General features: G+C 59.0%; 18 protein-coding genes. 9 read left to right on the top strand and 9 right to left on the bottom strand.

The window, feature by feature from the left end:
* The first annotated feature begins 528 nt into the window (after positions 1-528).
* A complete protein-coding gene (gene odc2, locus GGD50_RS08035; protein ID WP_107109250.1) occupies positions 529-1662 on the top strand; it encodes an ornithine/lysine decarboxylase in 1134 nt (377 codons plus the stop codon).
* 166 nt (positions 1663-1828) lie between these two features.
* On the top strand, positions 1829-2419 hold the full coding sequence (locus tag GGD50_RS08030) for a GNAT family N-acetyltransferase (RefSeq protein WP_107109249.1): 591 nt from the start codon (positions 1829-1831) through the stop codon (positions 2417-2419).
* Between the two features lie 92 nt (positions 2420-2511).
* Here GGD50_RS08030 and GGD50_RS08025 read toward each other — a convergent pair whose 3' ends face one another.
* The 8 genes from GGD50_RS08025 to GGD50_RS07990 form a co-directional block, all read right to left on the bottom strand.
* On the bottom strand, positions 2512-3891 hold the full coding sequence (locus tag GGD50_RS08025) for a cytochrome-c peroxidase (RefSeq protein ID WP_107109248.1): 1380 nt from the start codon (positions 3889-3891) through the stop codon (positions 2512-2514).
* Between the two features lie 22 nt (positions 3892-3913).
* A complete protein-coding gene (locus tag GGD50_RS08020; protein WP_107109247.1) occupies positions 3914-5542 on the bottom strand; it encodes a phospholipase C in 1629 nt (542 codons plus the stop codon).
* 483 nt (positions 5543-6025) lie between these two features.
* The gene (cysE, locus tag GGD50_RS08015; RefSeq protein WP_107109474.1) at positions 6026-6841 is read right to left on the bottom strand and encodes a serine O-acetyltransferase; all 816 of its coding nucleotides are present in this window, start codon (positions 6839-6841) and stop codon (positions 6026-6028) included.
* 16 nt (positions 6842-6857) lie between these two features.
* Positions 6858-7847 carry a WD40 repeat domain-containing protein gene (locus tag GGD50_RS08010; protein WP_107109246.1) on the bottom strand — a complete coding sequence of 330 codons (990 nt, stop codon included), beginning with the start codon at positions 7845-7847 and terminating at the stop codon, positions 6858-6860.
* Positions 7847-8950: a CobW family GTP-binding protein gene (locus tag GGD50_RS08005; RefSeq protein ID WP_107109245.1), complete on the bottom strand. Its 1104-nt coding sequence runs from the start codon at positions 8948-8950 to the stop codon at positions 7847-7849. The genes GGD50_RS08010 and GGD50_RS08005 overlap by 1 nt, the downstream gene beginning before the upstream one ends.
* Positions 8951-9053: 103 nt before the next feature.
* Positions 9054-9449 carry a type II toxin-antitoxin system VapC family toxin gene (locus tag GGD50_RS08000; RefSeq protein ID WP_107109244.1) on the bottom strand — a complete coding sequence of 132 codons (396 nt, stop codon included), beginning with the start codon at positions 9447-9449 and terminating at the stop codon, positions 9054-9056.
* Positions 9446-9706 (bottom strand): type II toxin-antitoxin system Phd/YefM family antitoxin, encoded by a 261-nt coding sequence (locus GGD50_RS07995; RefSeq protein ID WP_107109243.1) that lies wholly within the window; start codon positions 9704-9706, stop codon positions 9446-9448. Before GGD50_RS07995 ends, GGD50_RS08000 begins: the two co-directional genes overlap by 4 nt.
* A gap of 72 nt (positions 9707-9778) precedes the next feature.
* On the bottom strand, positions 9779-10570 hold the full coding sequence (locus GGD50_RS07990; RefSeq protein ID WP_107109242.1) for a creatininase family protein: 792 nt from the start codon (positions 10568-10570) through the stop codon (positions 9779-9781).
* 86 nt (positions 10571-10656) lie between these two features.
* Here GGD50_RS07990 and GGD50_RS07985 point away from each other — a divergent pair, with 86 nt between their 5' ends.
* The 3 genes from GGD50_RS07985 to GGD50_RS07975 all read left to right on the top strand — a co-directional run bounded on the left by GGD50_RS07985 (position 10657) and on the right by GGD50_RS07975 (position 13311).
* Positions 10657-11169 carry a MarR family winged helix-turn-helix transcriptional regulator gene (locus tag GGD50_RS07985; protein WP_107109241.1) on the top strand — a complete coding sequence of 171 codons (513 nt, stop codon included), beginning with the start codon at positions 10657-10659 and terminating at the stop codon, positions 11167-11169.
* 120 nt (positions 11170-11289) lie between these two features.
* On the top strand, positions 11290-12312 hold the full coding sequence (locus tag GGD50_RS07980) for a LacI family DNA-binding transcriptional regulator (protein WP_107109240.1): 1023 nt from the start codon (positions 11290-11292) through the stop codon (positions 12310-12312).
* 30 nt (positions 12313-12342) lie between these two features.
* Complete coding sequence (locus tag GGD50_RS07975; protein WP_107109239.1) at positions 12343-13311, top strand: 2-hydroxyacid dehydrogenase; 969 nt, start codon at positions 12343-12345, stop codon at positions 13309-13311.
* Here GGD50_RS07975 and GGD50_RS07970 read toward each other — a convergent pair whose 3' ends face one another.
* Complete coding sequence (locus tag GGD50_RS07970; protein WP_107109238.1) at positions 13312-14100, bottom strand: gamma-glutamyl-gamma-aminobutyrate hydrolase family protein; 789 nt, start codon at positions 14098-14100, stop codon at positions 13312-13314.
* Between the two features lie 284 nt (positions 14101-14384).
* On the opposite strand from GGD50_RS07970, the gene GGD50_RS07965 reads away from it, so the two are divergent.
* The 4 genes from GGD50_RS07965 (at position 14385) to GGD50_RS07950 (ending at position 19538) form a co-directional block, all read left to right on the top strand.
* On the top strand, positions 14385-15491 hold the full coding sequence (locus GGD50_RS07965) for a TRAP transporter substrate-binding protein (RefSeq protein WP_107109237.1): 1107 nt from the start codon (positions 14385-14387) through the stop codon (positions 15489-15491).
* A gap of 230 nt (positions 15492-15721) precedes the next feature.
* On the top strand, positions 15722-18025 hold the full coding sequence (locus tag GGD50_RS07960) for a putative bifunctional diguanylate cyclase/phosphodiesterase (protein ID WP_107109236.1): 2304 nt from the start codon (positions 15722-15724) through the stop codon (positions 18023-18025).
* 349 nt (positions 18026-18374) lie between these two features.
* Positions 18375-19130: an N-acyl amino acid synthase FeeM domain-containing protein gene (locus GGD50_RS07955; protein ID WP_107109235.1), complete on the top strand. Its 756-nt coding sequence runs from the start codon at positions 18375-18377 to the stop codon at positions 19128-19130.
* A 183-nt stretch (positions 19131-19313) separates the two neighbouring features.
* Positions 19314-19538 carry an aa3-type cytochrome c oxidase subunit IV gene (locus tag GGD50_RS07950; protein ID WP_107109234.1) on the top strand — a complete coding sequence of 75 codons (225 nt, stop codon included), beginning with the start codon at positions 19314-19316 and terminating at the stop codon, positions 19536-19538.
* The last annotated feature ends 74 nt before the right edge of the window (positions 19539-19612 follow it).

Genomic DNA, 19612 nt, shown 5'->3' with positions numbered 1-19612 from the left:
GCGAAGCCCTCGTTAACTGTCGCAAGTTATTGAACAAAATGCGCCGATTTGTTCAATTATTTTTTTCGGGCATAGGCGAAAAAAATTCTTGATTATGTCGGCGAATATTCCTATTTCGGTTTCAGCCCAAAGTCGCACGTGCCCGTGGGTGTCCGCCGATCCTCGATGTGGTGAGAAAATCGGTAAGGTACCTGGAATTAACCCCTCCAGTCGCTATTCCGGCCAACCGGAAAATGCGAGGACATCTGAAGCAACGACGGTGCGGGCCTTTTTGTTCTCTCCCGGCTTTCCATCAGCCGGGGTTACTGAAGAGGCACACCTTCATTGCCGGAAGTGCGGTTGGGATTATCCCTCCAATCCATGGCAGACAAAGCGAATTAGCGCCGCTTGCGGCACTGGTTCATTATCCGCGCTTCGCGCATTTGCATGGTTCCGGGGTCTCCACCGGCTGGTACCTGAGCGAATGAGCGTCGCCCTTTGTCCTCTGGGTCTTTCTCCCGGAGCTTTTGGAATTGAAAGGGATTTGACATGACCACGCAACGTATTCGCGACTTTCTCGCTACCCGACGTCCGGACGGTCCCTGCCTAATCGTCGATCTCGATGTCGTTCGCGACAATTTTCACGCTTTCCGTCATGCCATGCCCGACAGCGCCATCTACTATGCTGTCAAGGCCAACCCGGCTCCGGAAGTGCTGCGCCTGCTCGCAAGCCTTGGCTCCAACTTCGATTGCGCGTCCGTCGCTGAAATCGAAATGGCGCTCGACGCTGGTGCGACGGCTGCCCGCATCTCCTTCGGCAACACGATCAAGAAGGAGCGCGATATCGCCCGTGCGCATGCACTCGGTATCAACCTCTTCGCCGTCGACAGCCATGAGGAAGTCGAGAAGATTTCCCGTGCCGCTCCCGGCGCCCGTGTGTTCTGCCGCGTCCTGACCGACGGTGAAGGCGCCGAATGGCCGCTTTCCCGCAAGTTCGGCTGCGTCCCGCAGATGGCTGTCGACGTTCTCGTCTACGCCCATCAGCTCGGTCTGCAATCCTACGGCGTGTCGTTCCATGTCGGCTCGCAGATGACCAAGGTCGATGCCTGGGATGCGGCTCTTGCCGATGCCAAGCGCGTCTTCGTCTCGCTCGCCAAGCAGGGTATCCACCTGCAGATGGTCAACATGGGCGGCGGTTTCCCGACCAAGTATCTGCGCGACGTTCCGTCGGCTGAAGCCTATGGCAAGGCGATCTTTGCTTCTCTGCGCGCTCATTTCGGCAACCAGATCCCGCACACGATCATCGAGCCGGGCCGCGGCATGATCGGCAATGCCGGCGTGATCAAGGCTGAAGTCGTCCTGATTTCGAAGAAGTCGGACAACGATGCCGCTCGCTGGGTCTTTCTCGACATCGGCAAGTTCGGCGGCCTCGCCGAAACCATGGACGAGGCGATCCGCTACCCGATCCGCACGGAGCGCGACGCCGACGAAATGGAAGCCTGCGTCATTGCCGGCCCGACCTGTGATTCGGCCGACGTGCTCTATGAAAAGAACCTCTATCCGCTGCCGGTGACGCTCACCATTGGCGACGAGGTCCTGATCGAAGGCACCGGTGCCTACACCACGACCTACTCGGCTGTGGCGTTCAACGGCTTCGATCCGCTGAAGGCCTATATCATCTAAGGCATGCATCCCGAAAAGTGCGAAGCGGTTTTCGGATAAGATCATGCCAAAGAGAAACCTCAGCTTAGCTGAGGTCTGATATCGCCGGCCCCGTAATCAGCCGGGGCGGCAAACTCACAATTCCCTTTAGCACCGCTGATAACGGTATTGGGCACGGGAGGCCGAGATGGCCGCTGTTCTTGATTCTGTACGCGCATTCTTTGCGCCTTCCACTTTCACCCTCGACCTGGAAAACGCAGGCGATGTCGTTGCGCGCGAAAATCTGCTGGATCGCGCCATGGGCGCGGAGCGCCGCAAGAAGTCGTCCGAAAAGTTGCGCCAGGGCCGCGTTCCGGCCGAAGGCCTGGCACTGGTCGCCCGCGATCGCGCCGGTCATGTCGTCGGCACGGTTCGCCTGTGGAACGTCGAGGCCGGTGTCGATCGCGAGACCCGTCCGGTCGATGCGCTGCTGCTCGGGCCGCTAGCGGTCGATCCCGCCTATGAAGGCAAGGGTATGGGTTCGGCGCTGATGCGCGCAGCCATCCTGGAAGCCAAGAAGCGCGGCCATGGTGCGATCCTGCTCGTCGGCGATGCGCCCTACTATGAGCGCTTCGGCTTCTTTGCCGCAAAGACCCGCCATCTTATCATGCCCGGCCCGTTCCAGCGCGAGCGTTTCCTTGCTCTTGAGCTCAAGGAAGGCTGGCTCGACAGCGCTGCCGGCATAATCGTCGCCAGCGGCCGCAAGCTTGCTCAGCCGCCGATCGCCAAGGCTGCGTAAGACAAACAAATAAAGCGGTTTGGCGATCCCGTGAGACGCTGAACTGCTCAAAAATCTCGATTCGCCTTCGCCCATCCTGAGCGGAGGCGTTTTTATTTGGCCGCCTTCACGCCGTCCTTCGCCGGATCGTAGCCGTCCGTCAGCGTTTTCAGAAATGCGACGACATCGGCGATTTCCGTATCGTTCAGAGCCGGGGCATTGCCGAGTTTGCGGTTCATGGGCGCGTCGATGACGTCGATATTGGCCTGATATTGTGCCGGCAGGTCGTTGTATTGCAGGATCTTGCCACTCGCATCCTTTGGATAGATCTCGGCCGGATTGGTATCGCGCTTGACGTAGAAGCGGGTGACATCCTCCAACGAGTGGTAGACGCCATTGTGGAAGAAGACGTGGCGGGCGGCGACATTGCGCAGCGTCGGGGTCTTGAAGAGCCCGCAATTCTGCGGCTGGGCCGAGTAGGTGTCGTTGCGCAGCGGGCCGCAGATGCCGGTATCGTAATAATGCGCGTCGGCATTGGCCGGAATGTCTGGATTGCGCGGTGTGCCAAGCGCCTCGAATTCGAAATCGGTGAAGTTCGGCATCTGGCCGTCGCCCGTCATCTTGTCGAGATGGCAGGAGGCGCAATTGCCCTTCTTGGGATCGTCGAACAGCTTCAGTCCGCGCATTTCAGCGTCCGAGAGCACCGCCTTGCCGCGCAGATAATAGTCGTATTTGCTCGAAAACGGATGGAAGGAGGGCTCTTCGATCTGATAGCGCGCCAGCGCAAAACCGACTTCGGCGATCGTCATATCCTGGTCGTTGAGGATATTGTTGCCGAAGAGGGCGCCAATGTCCTTGCCGTAGCTCTGTTTCAGCTTGGCATAGACGGTGGCAGCATCGGCATTGGCCATCTCGAAGGGCGAGATCATCGGCTGCAGCGCTTGTTCTTGCAGCGAATCGACCCGGCCGTCCCAGAACATGCCGCCCTGCGGCACCATATCCGGCGCATTCGAATCGGCCTTGACGACGGCCTGCGCAGTCAGCGGCCCCGCGACGGTGGCGGGGGTATTGGCGAGCGCCACGCCGGAGGCCTCAGTCATTGGTGCTGCTTCGGCTGCTTCGTCGGCAGCACTTTCCGCGCCGACGGAGAAGGAAGGCGTCAACATTTTGTAGGCGAGGCTCGGTACGGTGCGGATGCCCGGCTGGTCGAGATGCGGGCCGCCGAGCTGCACGGCGTGGTCATTAGCCGGCGCATAGTGGTTGTTGGGATCGTGGCAGGTCGCGCACGACATCTGGCCGCTCCTCGAGAGCGATGGATCGAAGAACAGCTTCTTGCCGAGCTGAGCAACGGCGCTCAGCGAAGCCGGATCGTCATAGGTATTTGCGGCGACGGCATTGGCGGCGGGTTCGCTCGCCAAGCCGATGGTCGCCCCCGCGAGCGAGACGCTCGCGAGTGCGATCAGGGGAAGGAAATGGTGCTTCTTCAAGGACATCGTCCATCCCCTCGTTCTTGGCTTAGGAAGCGCTGTTGCCGGTCTTCGTGTCGAGGATCAACTTCTGCGCATCGCCCTTCGACCAATCGAACATGTTGTTCAGCGAGCCGGAAATCGCATCGAACGAGCCGCCACCGAGGCGTTCGCCGGCCATCCAGTTGTCTTCAATGAAGCGCATGACGGAGGTCTGGTCGGTCAAGGTGTGGTCGACGAAGTTGACCTTGGAGTAGGGCGAGATCACCAGCAGCGGCTGGCGCGTGCCGTAGCCGCAGCGGCCCTGGGCCGGCTGTCCGTTGACGCCCGGCAGCGGCGTACCGGTGGAGCAACCGTCGCCGTTCAGCACGTCATAACCCTTGACGCCAATCTTCGACGGATTGACGACAGCGTGGGCGTGGTCATACCAGCCGTCGGAATCGTCGTAGAGCACGATGATGGCAGTGTCCTTCCAATCCGGCGAATTCTGAACGGTATTGACCACCTGGGTCACGAATTCCTGCTCGTCGAGCGGATCGGAATAGCCGGCATGACCGTCCTGATAGGCAGGTGCCTTCAGGAAGCTGACGGTCGGCATGTTGCCGTTCTTCAGCGCCGCATAGAAGTCCGTCATGTCGTACTGGTGGTTGGCCGCATCAGTGCTGCCGATCGCAGCAACCGAGGACGGACGCGCATGCGTCGGGTTTGCGGTCGAGGCGTAGTACTGGAACGGCTGGTGATGCGGGATATAGTCAACGCTGTTGACCTGGGTGACTGTCGAGGTCGTTGCGCGTTTGCAGCCCGTCGTGCCGTCGGCATTGGTCACCGTCAGATCGAAGCCGCCTTCGAAGAAGCCCCAGGTGATGTTGTGTTCGTTCAGCATGTCGCCGATGTTCTTGCCGTACATCAGCCCCGTCTGGCCGACCGAGCAGACGTCGCCAGTCGGATCGAAGTCGCTGATGACAGTCCAGCCGCCATTGCCGTCAGGCACGATACGGCCCTTGGAATAGGTGCCGTCCTTCTCCAGCGTATAGCCGGGCGGCAGGATGGCGCCGTTGGTCTGGCCGGAGATGAGGTTCAGCGCGCCGGGGGTCGACGGGCCGAAATTGGTGGAGAAGGAATTGTCGTTCAGGGCATAGTGCTGAGCGTAGTTCCAGAGCGCCGTGACGGTGTTGCCGTCATAATAGCCCATGACCTGGCCCTTGGTGCCGAAAGCGCCGGCAGCACCCTTGGTGCCCCTGCCGGTATTGGCCGGGAACAGGTCCATCGCGAAGTTGTTGTAAGCGGCTTGCTCGGCGGTATAGCCGTGGTTCTGCGACTGGGTTGCTGCCTGCGTGCGATCGAGGCGGAAAGGAGCGGCAGCATCGGCGCCGTTCGCCGCATTCGTCTTGTTTGGATTGTTGTCGAGAAGACCGGCATTGGCGAGCGTGTTGATATCGGTCGGCGTGTTATCCGCGGCCTTGAATGCCGGCTCACCATCGACGTTTGCGGCCTTGGGGTAGGTCGCGAAATAATGGTCGAAGGAAACGTTTTCCTGGAAGACGACGACCAGATGCTTGATCGGCATCGCGGTATTGGTTGGCGGGGCCTTATCGGCAGCGCCGGCGGTGGAACAGAGCGAAATCAGGGTAAGCGCGCTGCCGGCGGCAAGGGCGGCGCGACGCGAAAGACGGATCATTGTCATATCCTCTCGAGTGGGGGTCCGTGCCTCGACGCTTAAAATGCGCCGCGCCGAGGCGGAAAGAACCATTTCGAGCTATCAACGGAGCATGACAGTTCCATGAAGGATAGGGCGAGGGGATTCCGCTTTTGTCGAACATGGCGGCGGGCGACAAAAGGCTGATTCTGCAGCGAGGGCCAATGACCAACGGAGAGCGCCCGTCGGGAAACGCGGCGATGCTACCTTATGTCACGGGCTAAAGGTGAGCTCCTTCATCCGCCCTCGTGGTTCGAGACGGCCCTATGGGCCTCCTCACCATGAGGGCTCCTCCTCCCGCTCCGCCGCTCAAGCAGCTCAGTGCTTGAGACAGAGAAAGCCATTTGATTTTCAAATACTGGCGCTCATTCCGTCCTCATGGTGAGGTGCACTGACGCCGGAGCGTAGCGATGGCGGCAGGGCCTCGAACCACGAGGGTCGGCCACGAGGCCGCGGCGCGTTCAACTAGATGTTCTGATCCATCGTCTCGGCCGGAATTTCGTCGGCGCGGTGGATGCGGACGACCGTGGCTGGTACGCCGGCGACGGTGCAATGGGCCGGAACCGGCTTCACCACGACGCTACCAGCCGCAACCTTGCTGAAGGCGCCGACTTCAATGTTGCCGAGGATTTTTGCGCCGGCGCCGATCATGACGCCGTGGCGGATCTTCGGATGCCGGTCGCCGGTTTCCTTGCCGGTGCCTCCGAGCGTGACATTCTGCAGAATGGAGACTTCATCTTCGATGACGGCAGTCTCGCCGATGACGATGCCGGAACCGTGATCGAGCATGATGGACGAGCCGATCCTTGCCGCCGGATGAATATCCGGGCCGAAGACCAGCGAGGCCAGGTTGGAAAGCCAACTGGCGATTTCCGGCCGGCCTTCCGTCCAGAGCGCATGGGCGATGCGATGGGTCTGCAGGGCGTGGAACCCCTTGAGGTTCAACAGCGCATGCAAATAGGTCGTGCAGGCGGGATCGCGGGTACGGACGGCGACGAGGTCGGCCTCCGTTGCCTGCAGGATCGCGATATGCCGCGTCAGCACCTCATGAAACAAGGCGAAGAGATCGTCGGTTTCGATCTTGGCGACGGAAAGCCGGGCGACCAACACATTGGCGAGGCTTTCGGCATCCGACTGCGTTGCGATGATCTGCGCCGCGAGCAGCGGGCGCAGGGTCGGTTCGCGGCCGGCGAGATCGGCGGCCTCGTGGCGGATCACGTCCCATACGCTGCCGGCTAGGGCAGCGGGATGTTCGGCGATTGCCGTTCCTGTCTGGGACATGGCCATGTCTTTCTCGTCAAGCGGAAACGTCAACCACGCCGCAATCGCCGGCCTCGGAGGCAAAGGCGAGCAGCTTGCCGGATTTGCTCCAGCTCATGGAGGTGATCGCACCTTTGCCTGGGCGGCGCAAGAGCGCTTCCTTGGAGTCGCCGATGCGCACCGCAAGGATCATGCCGTCAATGAAGCCGATCGCCAGGATGTCTTCCACCGGATGAAACTTGACCGACGTCGCCATGATGTTGCCACGGGTGCCGAGTTCCAGCGGTGCCTTGCCCATCGGGCCATCTTTGCCCTGAAACGGCCAGACGATTGCCGCCGGTGCGCCGGAGGAGGCGAGCCACTTGCCCTTGTTGGACCAGGAGAGCGATTTCACCTTGGCGGGATAGCCGGTCATGCGCATGTGCCGGGCTTCGGCGCCGGGCTTCGCGTCCATCTTCCAGCCGTGAAGGGCGTTTTCCTGCATGCTGGTGACGACGAATTGACCGTCGGGAGAGAAGGTGACGCCGGTATGGGCGCCCTTCCACTCCAGATTGACCGGCTGCGCGGCCATGCCGACCCAATGCAGCGACACGCCGTTATAGCGCGCGACAGCGATACGCAGGCCCTTCGGCGCGAAGGCGATGCCTTCGACGGTGCGCTCCTCGGTAAATTCCTTGATGGAGCCATCTGCCAGCCGCACGAAGCTGCTTTTCCCGTAGGCGTAGGCAACAGCGCCCTGCGGACCGGCGGCGACCTGGGTGATCCATTTGCGCGGAGCTTCGGCAAGCACGGTAACGCCACCATCCGCGGCAATCCGGAGAACCTTGCCGTCCTCACCGCCGGAAATCAGGCTGTCGCTGTGGGGATCGCGAATGCAGGTGAGCATGCCCTGATGGGCTTCGGTCACCTTCTCGCCGCCTTCCAGGCGATGAATCGCGCCGGCGGCGCTGGCGAAGAAGGGGGTATCACCTAAAAATTCGACGGCCAGAACGTGGCCGTCGATATCAAGCGGAGCAACAGTCGGCATCAGGCGGCCGCCTCGCAGGCCTTGAAGCTGTTTTCCAGCTTTTCCCGGTCGAGTTCGCGGCCGATGAAGACCAGGCGGCTCTCATGCTTTTCGCCATCCTTCCAAGGGCGCTGGTGATCACCTTCGATGATCATGTGCACGCCCTGGACAACATAGCGCTCCGCATCTCCCTTGAAGGCGATAATGCCCTTGAGGCGCAGAATGTTCGGGCCGTCCGTTTGCGTGACCTTCTGGATCCAGGGGAAGAAGCGCTCCGGGTTCATCTCACCGCCGCGCAACGAGACCGACTGTACGGTCACGTCGTGTATTGGCGACGGGGCGTGGTGATGGTGGTCGTGATCATGATCATGGTGGTGATGATCGTGATCGTGATCGTGGTCATGATGATGGTGATCATGGTCGTGATGATCGCAATCCGGGCCGCAGACATGATCGTCATGGCCGTGCTCGAGGAAATGTGGATCGTTTTCCAGTGCGCGCTCGAGGTTGAAGGCGCCCTGGTTCAGAACGCGGGCGAGATCGACGCCGGAGCGAGTGGTCTTGTAGACGCGGGCGGCCGGGTTGATGGCGCGGACGATGTCTTCGATCTGAGCCAGCTCTTCCGCAGAGACGAGATCGGACTTGTTGATGACGACCACATCGGCAAAGGCGATCTGGTCTTCCGCCTCGCGGCTGTCCTTCAGGCGCAACGGCAGATGCTTGGCATCGACAAGGGCAACGACGGCATCGAGTTCGGTCTTGGCGCGCACATCGTCATCCATGAAGAAGGTCTGAGCGACGGGAACCGGATCAGCAAGGCCGGTGGTTTCAACGATGATGCCGTCGAAACGGCCGGGACGGCGCATCAAGCCCTCAACGACGCGGATCAGGTCTCCACGCACCGTGCAACAGACGCAGCCATTGTTCATCTCGTAGATTTCTTCGTCGGATTCCACGATCAGATCATTGTCGATGCCGATCTCGCCGAACTCATTGACGATGACGGCATATTTCTTGCCGTGGTTTTCGGAGAGGATACGGTTCAGCAGCGTCGTCTTGCCGGCGCCGAGATAGCCGGTCAGGACGGTGACAGGAATGGGCTTCTGCGTGGCTGTTTCGGTCATGGGAGCCTCGAAATACGGGAATTTGCCCCGGAGAGCGGAAAGTGATCGGGTTCCATATAAGGAGTTGGCGGCGCCAGTTCAAAGGCTTTTGTATGTTATAAGATCACATTAGGTTTGGGGCGGCTGGTTCGATGTCGGTCTGAGAGAAATCATTTCCGACGAAGAGAAGAGGGCAGTCATATTCCTTGGCGGTGGCGTAGGCGAAGCAATCGCCGTAGTTAAGGCCAGCGGGATGGATGCCTTTGCCCCAACGTGAATATGCATCTGCGGCCCGCTCCGCACGTTCCGACGTAACCTCGATGATCTCTAAGGCGGGAGATGTCAAAAGCTCCCGCATTTGCTTCTCGAAGCCGCGCCGCGTCGCTACAATGAGCGCTTCGAGCATTGTTCCAGCGGAGATGAGAATACGATTCTCATTTTGAAATACCACCTCGCAAGCGGCGGCATGCAATTCATTTGCAAGCATTGCGACAAGGGCTGACGTGTCAACAACGATCACTTGGGCAAGCCGTATTCATCGTAGAGGAAATCTTGGCTTCTGGCGGCATCGGGGCCTGGAGGGAGGTCTTTTTTCCTGACTTCCTCTTGTAATCTCTTGATAAGATTTTCTTTTTCTTCAGAAGTCATGGGCTTTTTCATCGGCTGTATGCGCGCAGCCGGCAGGCCGTCCTGCGTCAGCACGATTTCTTCGCCTTGCTTGGCAAGGCGGACCAATTCTTTGAGTTGGCCCTCAGCATCATCGAGGGAAATACGCATGTCCGCCTCCCGGTGGAGAAAGGGAATTCATCAATAAGATGATGGATTGTACCACTTGATACAAGTGATCGGCTATCTCCACGGCTCCACATCGAACCGATCGACATCCCTCAACAACTCCACTAGGCCCTTCACGGCATGGGCGATCAGCCGTTCGCCTTTCTCGGCCGTCGCAACACTCGCATTGCCGGCCACGCCTTGCACATTCAGATCCGACATCCTCCAGCCGAAGGCATGGGGGCCATAGGCGCGCAGATGTTTGAAGCGCTTGATGAAATCGGATTGCCGGGAAGGAAAATCCGCAGCTTTGGTCACGTCGACTTTCTCCGGGTGGAGCGCGAGCATGACCGAGGTCTCGATATCGCCGCCGTGGATATCGATGGCCTTGTCCTCTGGCGCAATCAACCCTTCCGGCACGCCGAAGCGCGTCCAACTGGTCGCGACGGCCAGCATTCCGAAGCGCAGGCGCGCTTCCGTCGCCACGATGGTCATCAGGGGTGAGTTGCCGCCATGGGCGTTCAACATGACGAATTTGCGGATGCCGAGGTGGTGCATGTTTTCGGCAATACCAAGCCATCGGTTGACAGCTTCGTCGAAGGCGAGTGTCTTGGTGCCGGTAATATCCATGTGCTCGATGGAGTAACCGATTGGCTCCACGGGCAAAAAAGTGACGGGCAAATCGGCTGGCAGCGCCGTCTTCAGGCGGGCGACGATGCCTGCCGCAATCAAGGTGTCGGTCTCGAAAGGCAGGTGGGGGCCGTGTTGTTCATGGGCGCCAAGCGGCAGGACGGCGATCCAGTTTGCCCGGTCCACTGGCGTCAGCGTCCTATCATTGTCATCGAAACGCGCCATAGGCTGTGCCATCTGCAGATGTGCCTCTTGTTTATGTCAATAAGCTGCGCAATGTCATATCGTGATGCTGCAGCGGCGGAAAGATCAACGGAATCACGATGGGTAAGAAGAACAAAGACGGGAAAAAAAGTAAGTCGGGTAAGAAGAAGGACCACGGCGACTACACGCTTGCCGATTTGTCGCCCGCGTTGACGCAGGCGGCACGGTCCATGCGCACGGTTCTGACGCGCAACCTGACGGCAAGCGGCCTTTACGCGGGCCAGGATGGCGTCATCCTCGCGCTGGCGGAGAGCGATGGCCTGCCGGCAGGGACGCTCGCGCAGAAGCTCGGCGTCAAGGCGCCGACCATGACCCGCACGATCGGGCGCATGGAAGCGCAGGGCTTCGTCGAGCGGCGGCCCGATGCCGCGGACGCCCGGTTGACAAAGGTCTATCTCACAGAGGCCGGGCGCAACAGCGTGACAGAGATCACCAGTTCGGCGGCGGTTTGCGATGAACTCGCCACACGCGGTTTTTCGGAGAAGGATGTCCGTTCGCTCGTGCGCCTGTTGAAGGCGATCGATGGCAATCTTCAGGCCGGCGACCATGAGGAAGATGATGGGGAATTCTAAGAATCCTAAAGGATTCGAGTTGCGCGGCGCGATTTAAGCTTTTAATTAAAGTTTTTAAATTCCGGAATCGTGAGACGCCGGGATCATATATTTGGCTGCGTTTCACGGGGAGGGGAGCGCATGGCGCAAAAGATAAAGCTTTCGACCATTGCAGAAACGCTGGGTATTTCAACGGCGACGGTATCTCTTGCCTTACGCGACAGCCCGCTGGTGGCGGTGAATACGCGTGAGAAGATCAAGGATCAGGCGCGCACGCTCGGCTATATCTATAACCGCCGCGCGGCGAGCCTCAGGACATCGCGATCCGGGATCATCGGCGTCGTCGTCCACGACATCATGAACCCGTTCTACGGGGAGATTCTGAAGGCGATCGAGAGCGAACTCGACCGCAGCCGCCATACGTTCATTCTCTCCAATCACTATGATTCGGTCGAGAAGCAGCGGACCTTCGTCGAAACCCTGCTGCAGCTCGGAGGCGATGGCATCATCATGTCGCCGGCAATCGGCACGCCGCCGGAAGATTTCGATCTGGCGGAGGAAAACGGCATGCCGGCCATCCTTGTCGCCCGTTCGATGGAGGGGCTGGATCTGCCGACCTTTCGCGGGGACGACAGCTACGGCATTTCGCTCGCAACGAATCACCTGATCAGCCTCGGTCACCGCACCATCGCGATGATCGGCGGCACGGACCAGACCTCCACCGGCCGTGATCGCTATCAGGGCTATGTGAACGCTCTGCGCAAGGCAGGCATCGAGGTCGATCCCAATCTGCGTATTCCCGGCGCTCGCTCCAAGCAGGGCGGTTTCGAGGCGGCGGTCCATCTCCTGTCATTGCCGCAGAAGCCGACGGCAGCCGTCTGCTGGAACGATCTCGTGGCCATTGGTTTGATGAACGGCATCTCCCGCGCTGGCCTCGTGCCGGGCAAGGATATTTCGGTTACCGGCTATGACGATCTGGAAGAGGCGGCGATCGCGACGCCGGCGCTGACGACGGTGTGGAACGGCCAGGCGGAGGTCGGAAGGCTTGCGGCGCGCGCGCTTTTGGATAGGTTGGCGGGCAGCCATGAGCCGGATGGTATTCATCTCATCAAGCCCGAAATGCGCATCCGTCAATCGACATCTCCCTACCAGGCGCGCCAATAGCGCCGAACCGCATCTTCAAGAGGAAAGATCATGTCCGATAATCGCGTCGCCGTCCTCGTTCCGGGGAAGATACACCCGCGTGTTCTCGAAACGCTCAACGGCCGCTTCGATATCGTCGCGCTCGATCGCAGCGAGAGCCCGAGGGTCGATGCGGAAACGGCGGCGCGTGTGCGTGGCGTAGCGGTGTCGGGTGGCTTCGATGCCGTCTGGATGGATGCCTTCCCCAATATCGAAGTCATCGCCAATTTCGGCGTCGGCTATGACGGCATCGATGTCCGCCATGCGGCTTCGAAGGGCATCGTGGTTACCAACACGCCCGATGTGCTCAACGATGAGGTGGCCGATACGGCGATTGCCTTGCTGCTGAACACGCTGCGGCAGTTTCCGCAAGCGGAAACCTGGCTGCGTGAGGGTCGCTGGGTGAAGGAAGGGCCTTTTCCGCTCTCGCCTTTCTCCCTGAAGGGGCGTCGCGTCGGCATCTACGGTCTCGGCCGGATCGGCCTGGAGATCGCCAGACGGCTGGAGCCGTTCAAGGTGAAGATCGGCTATCACACGCGCTCGCCGCGCGACTCCTTGCCTTACGACTACTATCCGACCCTGAAGGAGATGGCACAATCGGTGGATACGCTGATCTCCATCGTGCCGAAGACGCCGGAAACGCACAAGGTCATCAATGCCGAGATCCTGTCGGCGCTCGGACCGCAGGGCGTGTTCATCAATGTCGGGCGCGGCTGGTCGGTGGATGACGATGCGCTGATCGCAGCCCTGCGGAACGGCACGCTTGGCGCTGCCGGCCTTGATGTTTTCTACGATGAGCCATACGTCCCTGCTGCCTATCTCTCGCTGCCGAATATCTCGCTGCTACCGCATGTGGCATCCGCCTCGGTGCCGACGCGCAACGCGATGGCAGATCTCGTGGCGGACAATATCATCGCATGGTTCGGCAAGGGCGCCGCGCTGACCCCGGTACCGGAGACCCCGGTGAAATCGAAGGCTTGATCAAATGGCTTGCTGGTGGCGAGGGGCGGCCAAAGGCTGCTCCTTGCTCGCCGCATAATCGCGCACGGCATCGCCGAAGGCGACAAACAGCTTGCGTGAAGGCGAATCGGTTTCCGCCCAATATTCCGGATGCCACTGCACGCCGACGGCGAAGGCCTTGGCGTCGATGACCGAGACGGCTTCGATCGTGCCGTCTTCGGCGACGGCTTCCACCTGCAGCCGCGGCGCCGTTTCGGCGATCGCCTGACGGTGCAGCGAGTTTACGCGCACTTCGCCGGGGCCGACGACGCGGGCGATGCAGGAACCTTCCTTGACGAACACGCTTTGGCGGATCGAATACATCGTGTCGCGATCGACATTCGGCGGTTTGCGGTGATCCCAGATGCCCGGCTGCTCCTGGATTTCGCTGGCGAGCGTGCCGCCCAGCGCGACGTTCAGCTCCTGGATGCCGCGGCAGATGGCGAGCATCGGGATGGCACGATCGATGGCACGGCGAATGAGTGGCAGCGACGTGGCGTCGCGGGCCGGATCAAAAGGACCGTCGCTCTCGCGCGCTTCCATGCTGTAGAGCGAGGGGTGCACGTTGCTGGCGGAGCCGGAGACGAGCAGGCCGTCGACTCGGTCGAGAATGGCGTCGATATCGTTGCCGTCTTCCATCGCCGGGACGATCAGTGCCATCAGGCCCGCAGCTTTGACGGCTGCCCGGATGTATTGCTGCTGCACCGCATGCCAAGTCACGCCATCGAATTCGCGGATATCGGCAGGAATGGCGACGATCGGTCTGGGCATGCAAGGCTCCGGAGAAGTGCAAAACTATCGGGGTTAGTTGAGACCCCGGCATGAATATGGTGTCAATGCCGGGGCGGGTCAAATCTAAGCGAAGAGCGACGCTTCAGCAACGCGGACTGGTTGCGAAGAGGCTTTGTTTCCGTTCGTCATGACGATGTACAGGAATCGCCATAATGCAGTGCAAAAGCAACCTTGAAAGACAAACCACGGCGTGATTAGCTCCATCACTTGCGCCATATCGGGAGAGCATGTTTCCCGCAATGCCATCTGTACGGGAGGTTTCGATGGATCGCCGTTCGTTCATCAGGCGGGCCGGAGCGGTTGGCGCGGGCGCGGCCGCCTCGGCGCTCGCCAGTCCCGCTGTGGCTCAGGAATATCCGAAGATCACCTGGAAGATGACCTCTTCCTTTCCGAAGAGCCTGGATACGATCTATGGCGGCGCGGAGGACATCGCCACGCATGTTTCGGAAGCGACGGGCGGCAATTTCGTCATCCAGACCTATGAAGCGGGCGAGATCGTGCCCGGCGCGCAGGCGGCCGACGCGGTGAGCGCCGGGACGGTCGATGCCGCCCACACCTGTTCCTATTATTTCTGGACCAAGGACCCGACCTATGCCATCGGCACGGCTCTGCCGTTCGGCCTTAATGCCCGGCTCTCCAATGCTTGGTTCTACCAGGGCAACGGCAACAAGCTGATGAACGAGTTTTACGCCACGCAGGGCATTTTCGGCCTGCCGGCCGGCAATACCGGCGTGCAGATGGGCGGTTGGTTCCGCAAGGAAATCAATACGCTGGACGATCTCAAGGGCCAGAAGATGCGCATTGCTGGCCTGGCCGGAAAGGTCATCGAAAAGATCGGCGTCGTGCCGCAACAGGATATCCCGATCAATGACGTATTTGCCGCGCTCGACAAAGGTACGATCGATGCGGTGGAGTGGGTCGGCCCTTATGACGATCTGAAACTCGGTTTCCAGAAGATCGCCAAATATTATTACTATCCCGGATGGTGGGAAGGGGGTGCCGTCGTGCACGCCTTCTTCAATCTGGAAAAATGGAACGCGCTGCCGAAGAATTATCAGGCGATCCTCGCGGATGCTTGCTCCTTTGCCAACACCAACATGCTGGCGAAATACGATGTGAAAAATCCGCAGGCGTTGAAGGAGATCGTCAAGCAGGGCGTGACGTTGCGCCCGTTCAGCCAGGAAATTCTCGAGGCGTGTTTCCAGGCGGCTATGGGAATCTATGCTGATCTCTCGAAATCGAACAATTATTTCAAGCGGATCTATGATGATCAGGTTGCTTACAAGAAGGATGCCTATCTCTGGATGCAACTTTCCGAATACACTTTCGATACCTTCATGATGATCCAGCAGAGGGCGGGCAAACTTTGACCGGTCGCGCCCCTATTTTCAGTGATTTGTGTTTTAGCAATTGATGATTGAAGAAATATAGTCTGAGTAGAATCAGTTTTAACCGATTGCACGAATACGATGCAAAATATCACTCAAAATTAGTGTAAGTAACCGAGATGATTAGAAAATCCGTCCAGATACCCACTATTTGGGCAATCAAATTTTAAAAAGTTTCAACTAGAGTGCCTGCCGCATCAGGGGAACTCTGAATGAAGCCTCAAAGCCCGGACACGGTACCGACAGATGTTTATCTGTCGTTCGTAAGTTCGCTTTTCGGAAACCGTAAAACGTTGTTTACGGGTGTGTTCGTTCACGTCCTCACGTATGTCATCGTGTTCTTGAGCACGGATGCGAGCATCTATCTCGGTCTCTGTCTCGCCTTTATCGCCGTTTTCGCTTTCCGCATGTATTCCTTCTGGCAGTTTGACGCCGCCAATAAGCATGCCTTTTCGCGCGCCGATATCGCGCGTTGGGAAACGCGCTATGTGCTCGGCGCCGCAGGGACGGCAGGTATTCTCGGCATCGGTAGCGGCTACGCGATCCTGATCGTCCAGGATCCGTTGGCGGAGTTCATCTGTATCGCTGTGACCATGGCATCGATGGTGTCGATCGTCGGCCGCAATTATGGTTCGCAGAAGGCGATCGACCTGCAGACCATGGCCTGCTGCCTGCCGATCATCATCGCTTGCCTGATGTCGGAGCAGCTTTACAAGTCCATCGTCTCCATCATGCTCGTGCCCTTCGGGTTGACGACGCGTTCGATGGCCAATGGCGTGCGCGAATTTCTCTATAAGAATGTCATCGCTTCGCGTGAGATATCGTTGATTGCCGACCGGTTCGACACGGCGCTCAACAATATGACGCACGGCTTGTTCATGCTGGATGCCGACAATCGCATCCTGGTGGTGAACCGCAAAGCCTGCGAGCTTTTGAATCTGGCGCATCAGGAGCAGCTCCGGGACTGCGAATTCGACGTCGTGCTGCGCTATGGCGCCCGCCATGCCTTCATCGACGGCTCGCTGCCCGGCCTGATCCAGCGGCAGATGGCGCAGCTCGTCAGCGGCTCGATATCGCGCACCCTCATTCAGTTCAATGAGGATCTGTTTCTGGAGTTTTCGGCAAGCCGCCGCGCCGACGGCATTGTCATTCTGATTTTCGAGGACGTGACGCCGCGCATTCGCGCCGAGCGCAAGATCCTGCATATGGTGCGCTTCGACCCACTGACCGGCCTGCCGAACCGCGAATATTTCGTTGACCTCGTAAAGGAAAAGCTGGCCGCTCGCACCCGCGAGAGCCAGATTGGTCTTCTGGTTCTCGATGTGGACGACTTTAAGCACGTCAATGATACCAAGGGGCATTTTATCGGTGATCGGCTGCTGGTCGCCATAGCCGCGCGGCTGAAGGAAAGGGCGGGAGATATGGCGCTTTCCGCTCGCCTCGTCGGGGATCAATTTGTCTTGTTTTTCCCGAATGAGGATGGCGAGCCGGATCTGGATAGCCGCATTCGTGCGCTGCACGCCGCCATGGCCGGTCTCTACGATGTCGACCGCAATAGTTTCCGCGTTTCCTTCAGCGGTGGCTATGTGACCATGTCGAGCCGCGATTTCCGTCCGGAGGAGTGGCGGATCAAGGCCGATCTGGCGCTGTTCGAAACCAAGTCGCGAATGAAGGGTGGATGCTCTGCCTTCGAGGAGGAAATGGATGCGCGCTACGTTGAGCGGCAGAAGCTGAAAGAGGATCTGCGCGAGGCCATCGAGGGCGGCAAGCTGCATGCCGTCTATCAGCCGATGTTCGCGCCGGATGGCAGCCGCATCGATTGCTGCGAAGCTCTGTCGCGGTGGGTACATCCGGAAAAAGGCTCGATTCCACCGAACGTCTTCGTGCAGATCGCCGAGGAAATGGGCATCGTGACTGGCATCACCCGCTTCATGCTCAATCAGGCCTGCCGAGACTGCGCCACCTGGCCGGAGTCGATCTCGGTCTCGGTCAATCTCTCGGCACAGGACCTACGCAGCAACGACATCGTCACCATGGTCATGGAAGCGCTCGATGCATCGGGGCTGGACCCGTCGCGGCTGCATCTGGAAGTCACCGAAAGCTGCTTGATGGATGAAATTGCGATCGTGCGGTCCATTCTCGTCGACCTGCGTACCAGGGGCATCACCATCGCCATCGATGATTTCGGCACCGGCTTCTCCAGTCTCAGCTATCTCGATACGTTGCCGGTGGATATCGTCAAGATCGACCGCTCTTTCGTCCGCGACATCACCACGGACAGCCGCCGTTTCAAGCTCCTGTGCGGCATCGCCGATCTTTCACGGGCTCTCAGCCTGGAAATCGTTATCGAGGGCGTGGAGACGCCGGAGCAGCTATCGCTCATTGAACAGTATGATCTGGCCGACATCGTCCAGGGCTACGTGTTTTCAGTTCCTGTGCCGCGGGATAGCATCGTCGAAATGGTGGACAATATCGGCCGCCACCAGCCGGCCATCCGGCAGGATAATGTGGCTTAGGCCTCGCCAAGCCGGCCAATCGCGAACGTTCTTCGTATTTGCCGCGGCCGTCGCGCCGAACTCATTCTTTCCAGCATAACCCCACCCGCCTCAGTGGTACGCAGGCATTTCCGCGACCGATACTTCCTTGCCTACCGTAACGATAGGCTCTTCCCAGCAAAATGGGAGGAGTGGCCAGCGAATCTACAATAATTAATAAATAAGAATTTGTGAATATTCGAATCTATACCGGTATCTGTAGTCAAAAAATTAACCTTAACGAACAAATAATTAATAAAAATTGAATCTAATATTGATCAATTTTTTGATTAATACCAATAATGGTCCGTTAAAATTACGGATAGCGAACATGTCTTATATGAGTACTTTGCAAAATAGCTTCGCCGGCAAGCTAATGGAGGTGCTTGATCACGTTGAATACCGCCGGATAGAGAGCAGCGAGGACATGGAGGATGTCGCCCGCCTGCGTTACAAGGCCTACAAAGCGCGTGAGGTTTTGCCGGTTGCGGCCAAGACCATGATCGACGAGATCGATTTCGACGAGCAGGCCTACGTTTTCGGCGTTTACTACTACGAAGAGCTGGTGAGCACGGTGCGAATACACCATGTCACGCCGGATCATCGCGTTTGCCAGTCGACCGGCATTTTTCCCGATGAAATTCATGCCTTTCTCGATGCCGGCATGACGCTGATCGATCCGGCGCGTTTCGCCATCGATCCCGAGTTCGAGCTTGAAATGCCGGCTCTGCCTTATCTGACGCTCAGACCGGCAATCGTCGGCGCCATCTATTTTGACACCGACCGCGTCATGCAGCATATCCGCCCAGCGCATGCCGCCTTCTACAAACGTGTCTTCTATGCCGATACTATCGTGCCGCCACGCATGACGGAGACCTATGGTTTCGAACTGACGCTGCTTGCTTCGCGGTCGAAGGAGATTCGCGGCAAGTTGATGGAACGATACCCATTCTTCGATTCGGAACCTTATGAGCGGCGGATGATGTTCTCCCGCGATGCTGAAGGTGGCACGCATCCCCTCACTGTTCTGCCGACGGCGCGAATGGCTGCAGGCGGCCGTGCCGCCGCTCGGCAGCAATTCGGCTAAGCCTTCTTGAGCCTCTGCGGCGTTCTCGTGCATTGCATTTTTCGCCGCTTTGTGTAACGCCTCGATTGAGGAAATTTGGCTGCGGTGTTTCGTAGAGATTCACCGCAGCTTTCGAGGCTGAACTCCAGTCGACCGGCGATTGCAAAAGCAGGTCGGGGGAGCGGATTGAGGGGAGATTTTTGAATGGCCGAACATCATACCGGACCGGTCGAGACGGGTGCTCCGATGGATTACAGGGAGCACGACAAGACCTACCATGGGTTTCTTTTCGTCGCCAGGGTCGGATCGGCGATCATCGCCGCGCTTTTGATAGCGATGGCGGCCGGTTTCTTCGGTCATGCCGGCTTCCTCGGCGGTCTGCTTATTTTCGGCGTTCTATCATTCATTGGCTCCATACTCGTGCGCTGATATTCCAGCGCGCTGATCGATGCAGGGCCGTCCGGCCCGCGCCTTCCCCGGAATGCTAGCCTGGTTCTGCAGGC

The sequence above is a fragment of the Martinezella paranaensis genome, assembly GCF_014200235.1.
In the GTDB taxonomy this organism is placed as follows: domain Bacteria; phylum Pseudomonadota; class Alphaproteobacteria; order Rhizobiales; family Rhizobiaceae; genus Rhizobium; species Rhizobium paranaense.
Note: the sequence above shows the minus strand (reverse complement) of the source record. Positions and strands in the feature narration are given on the sequence as shown.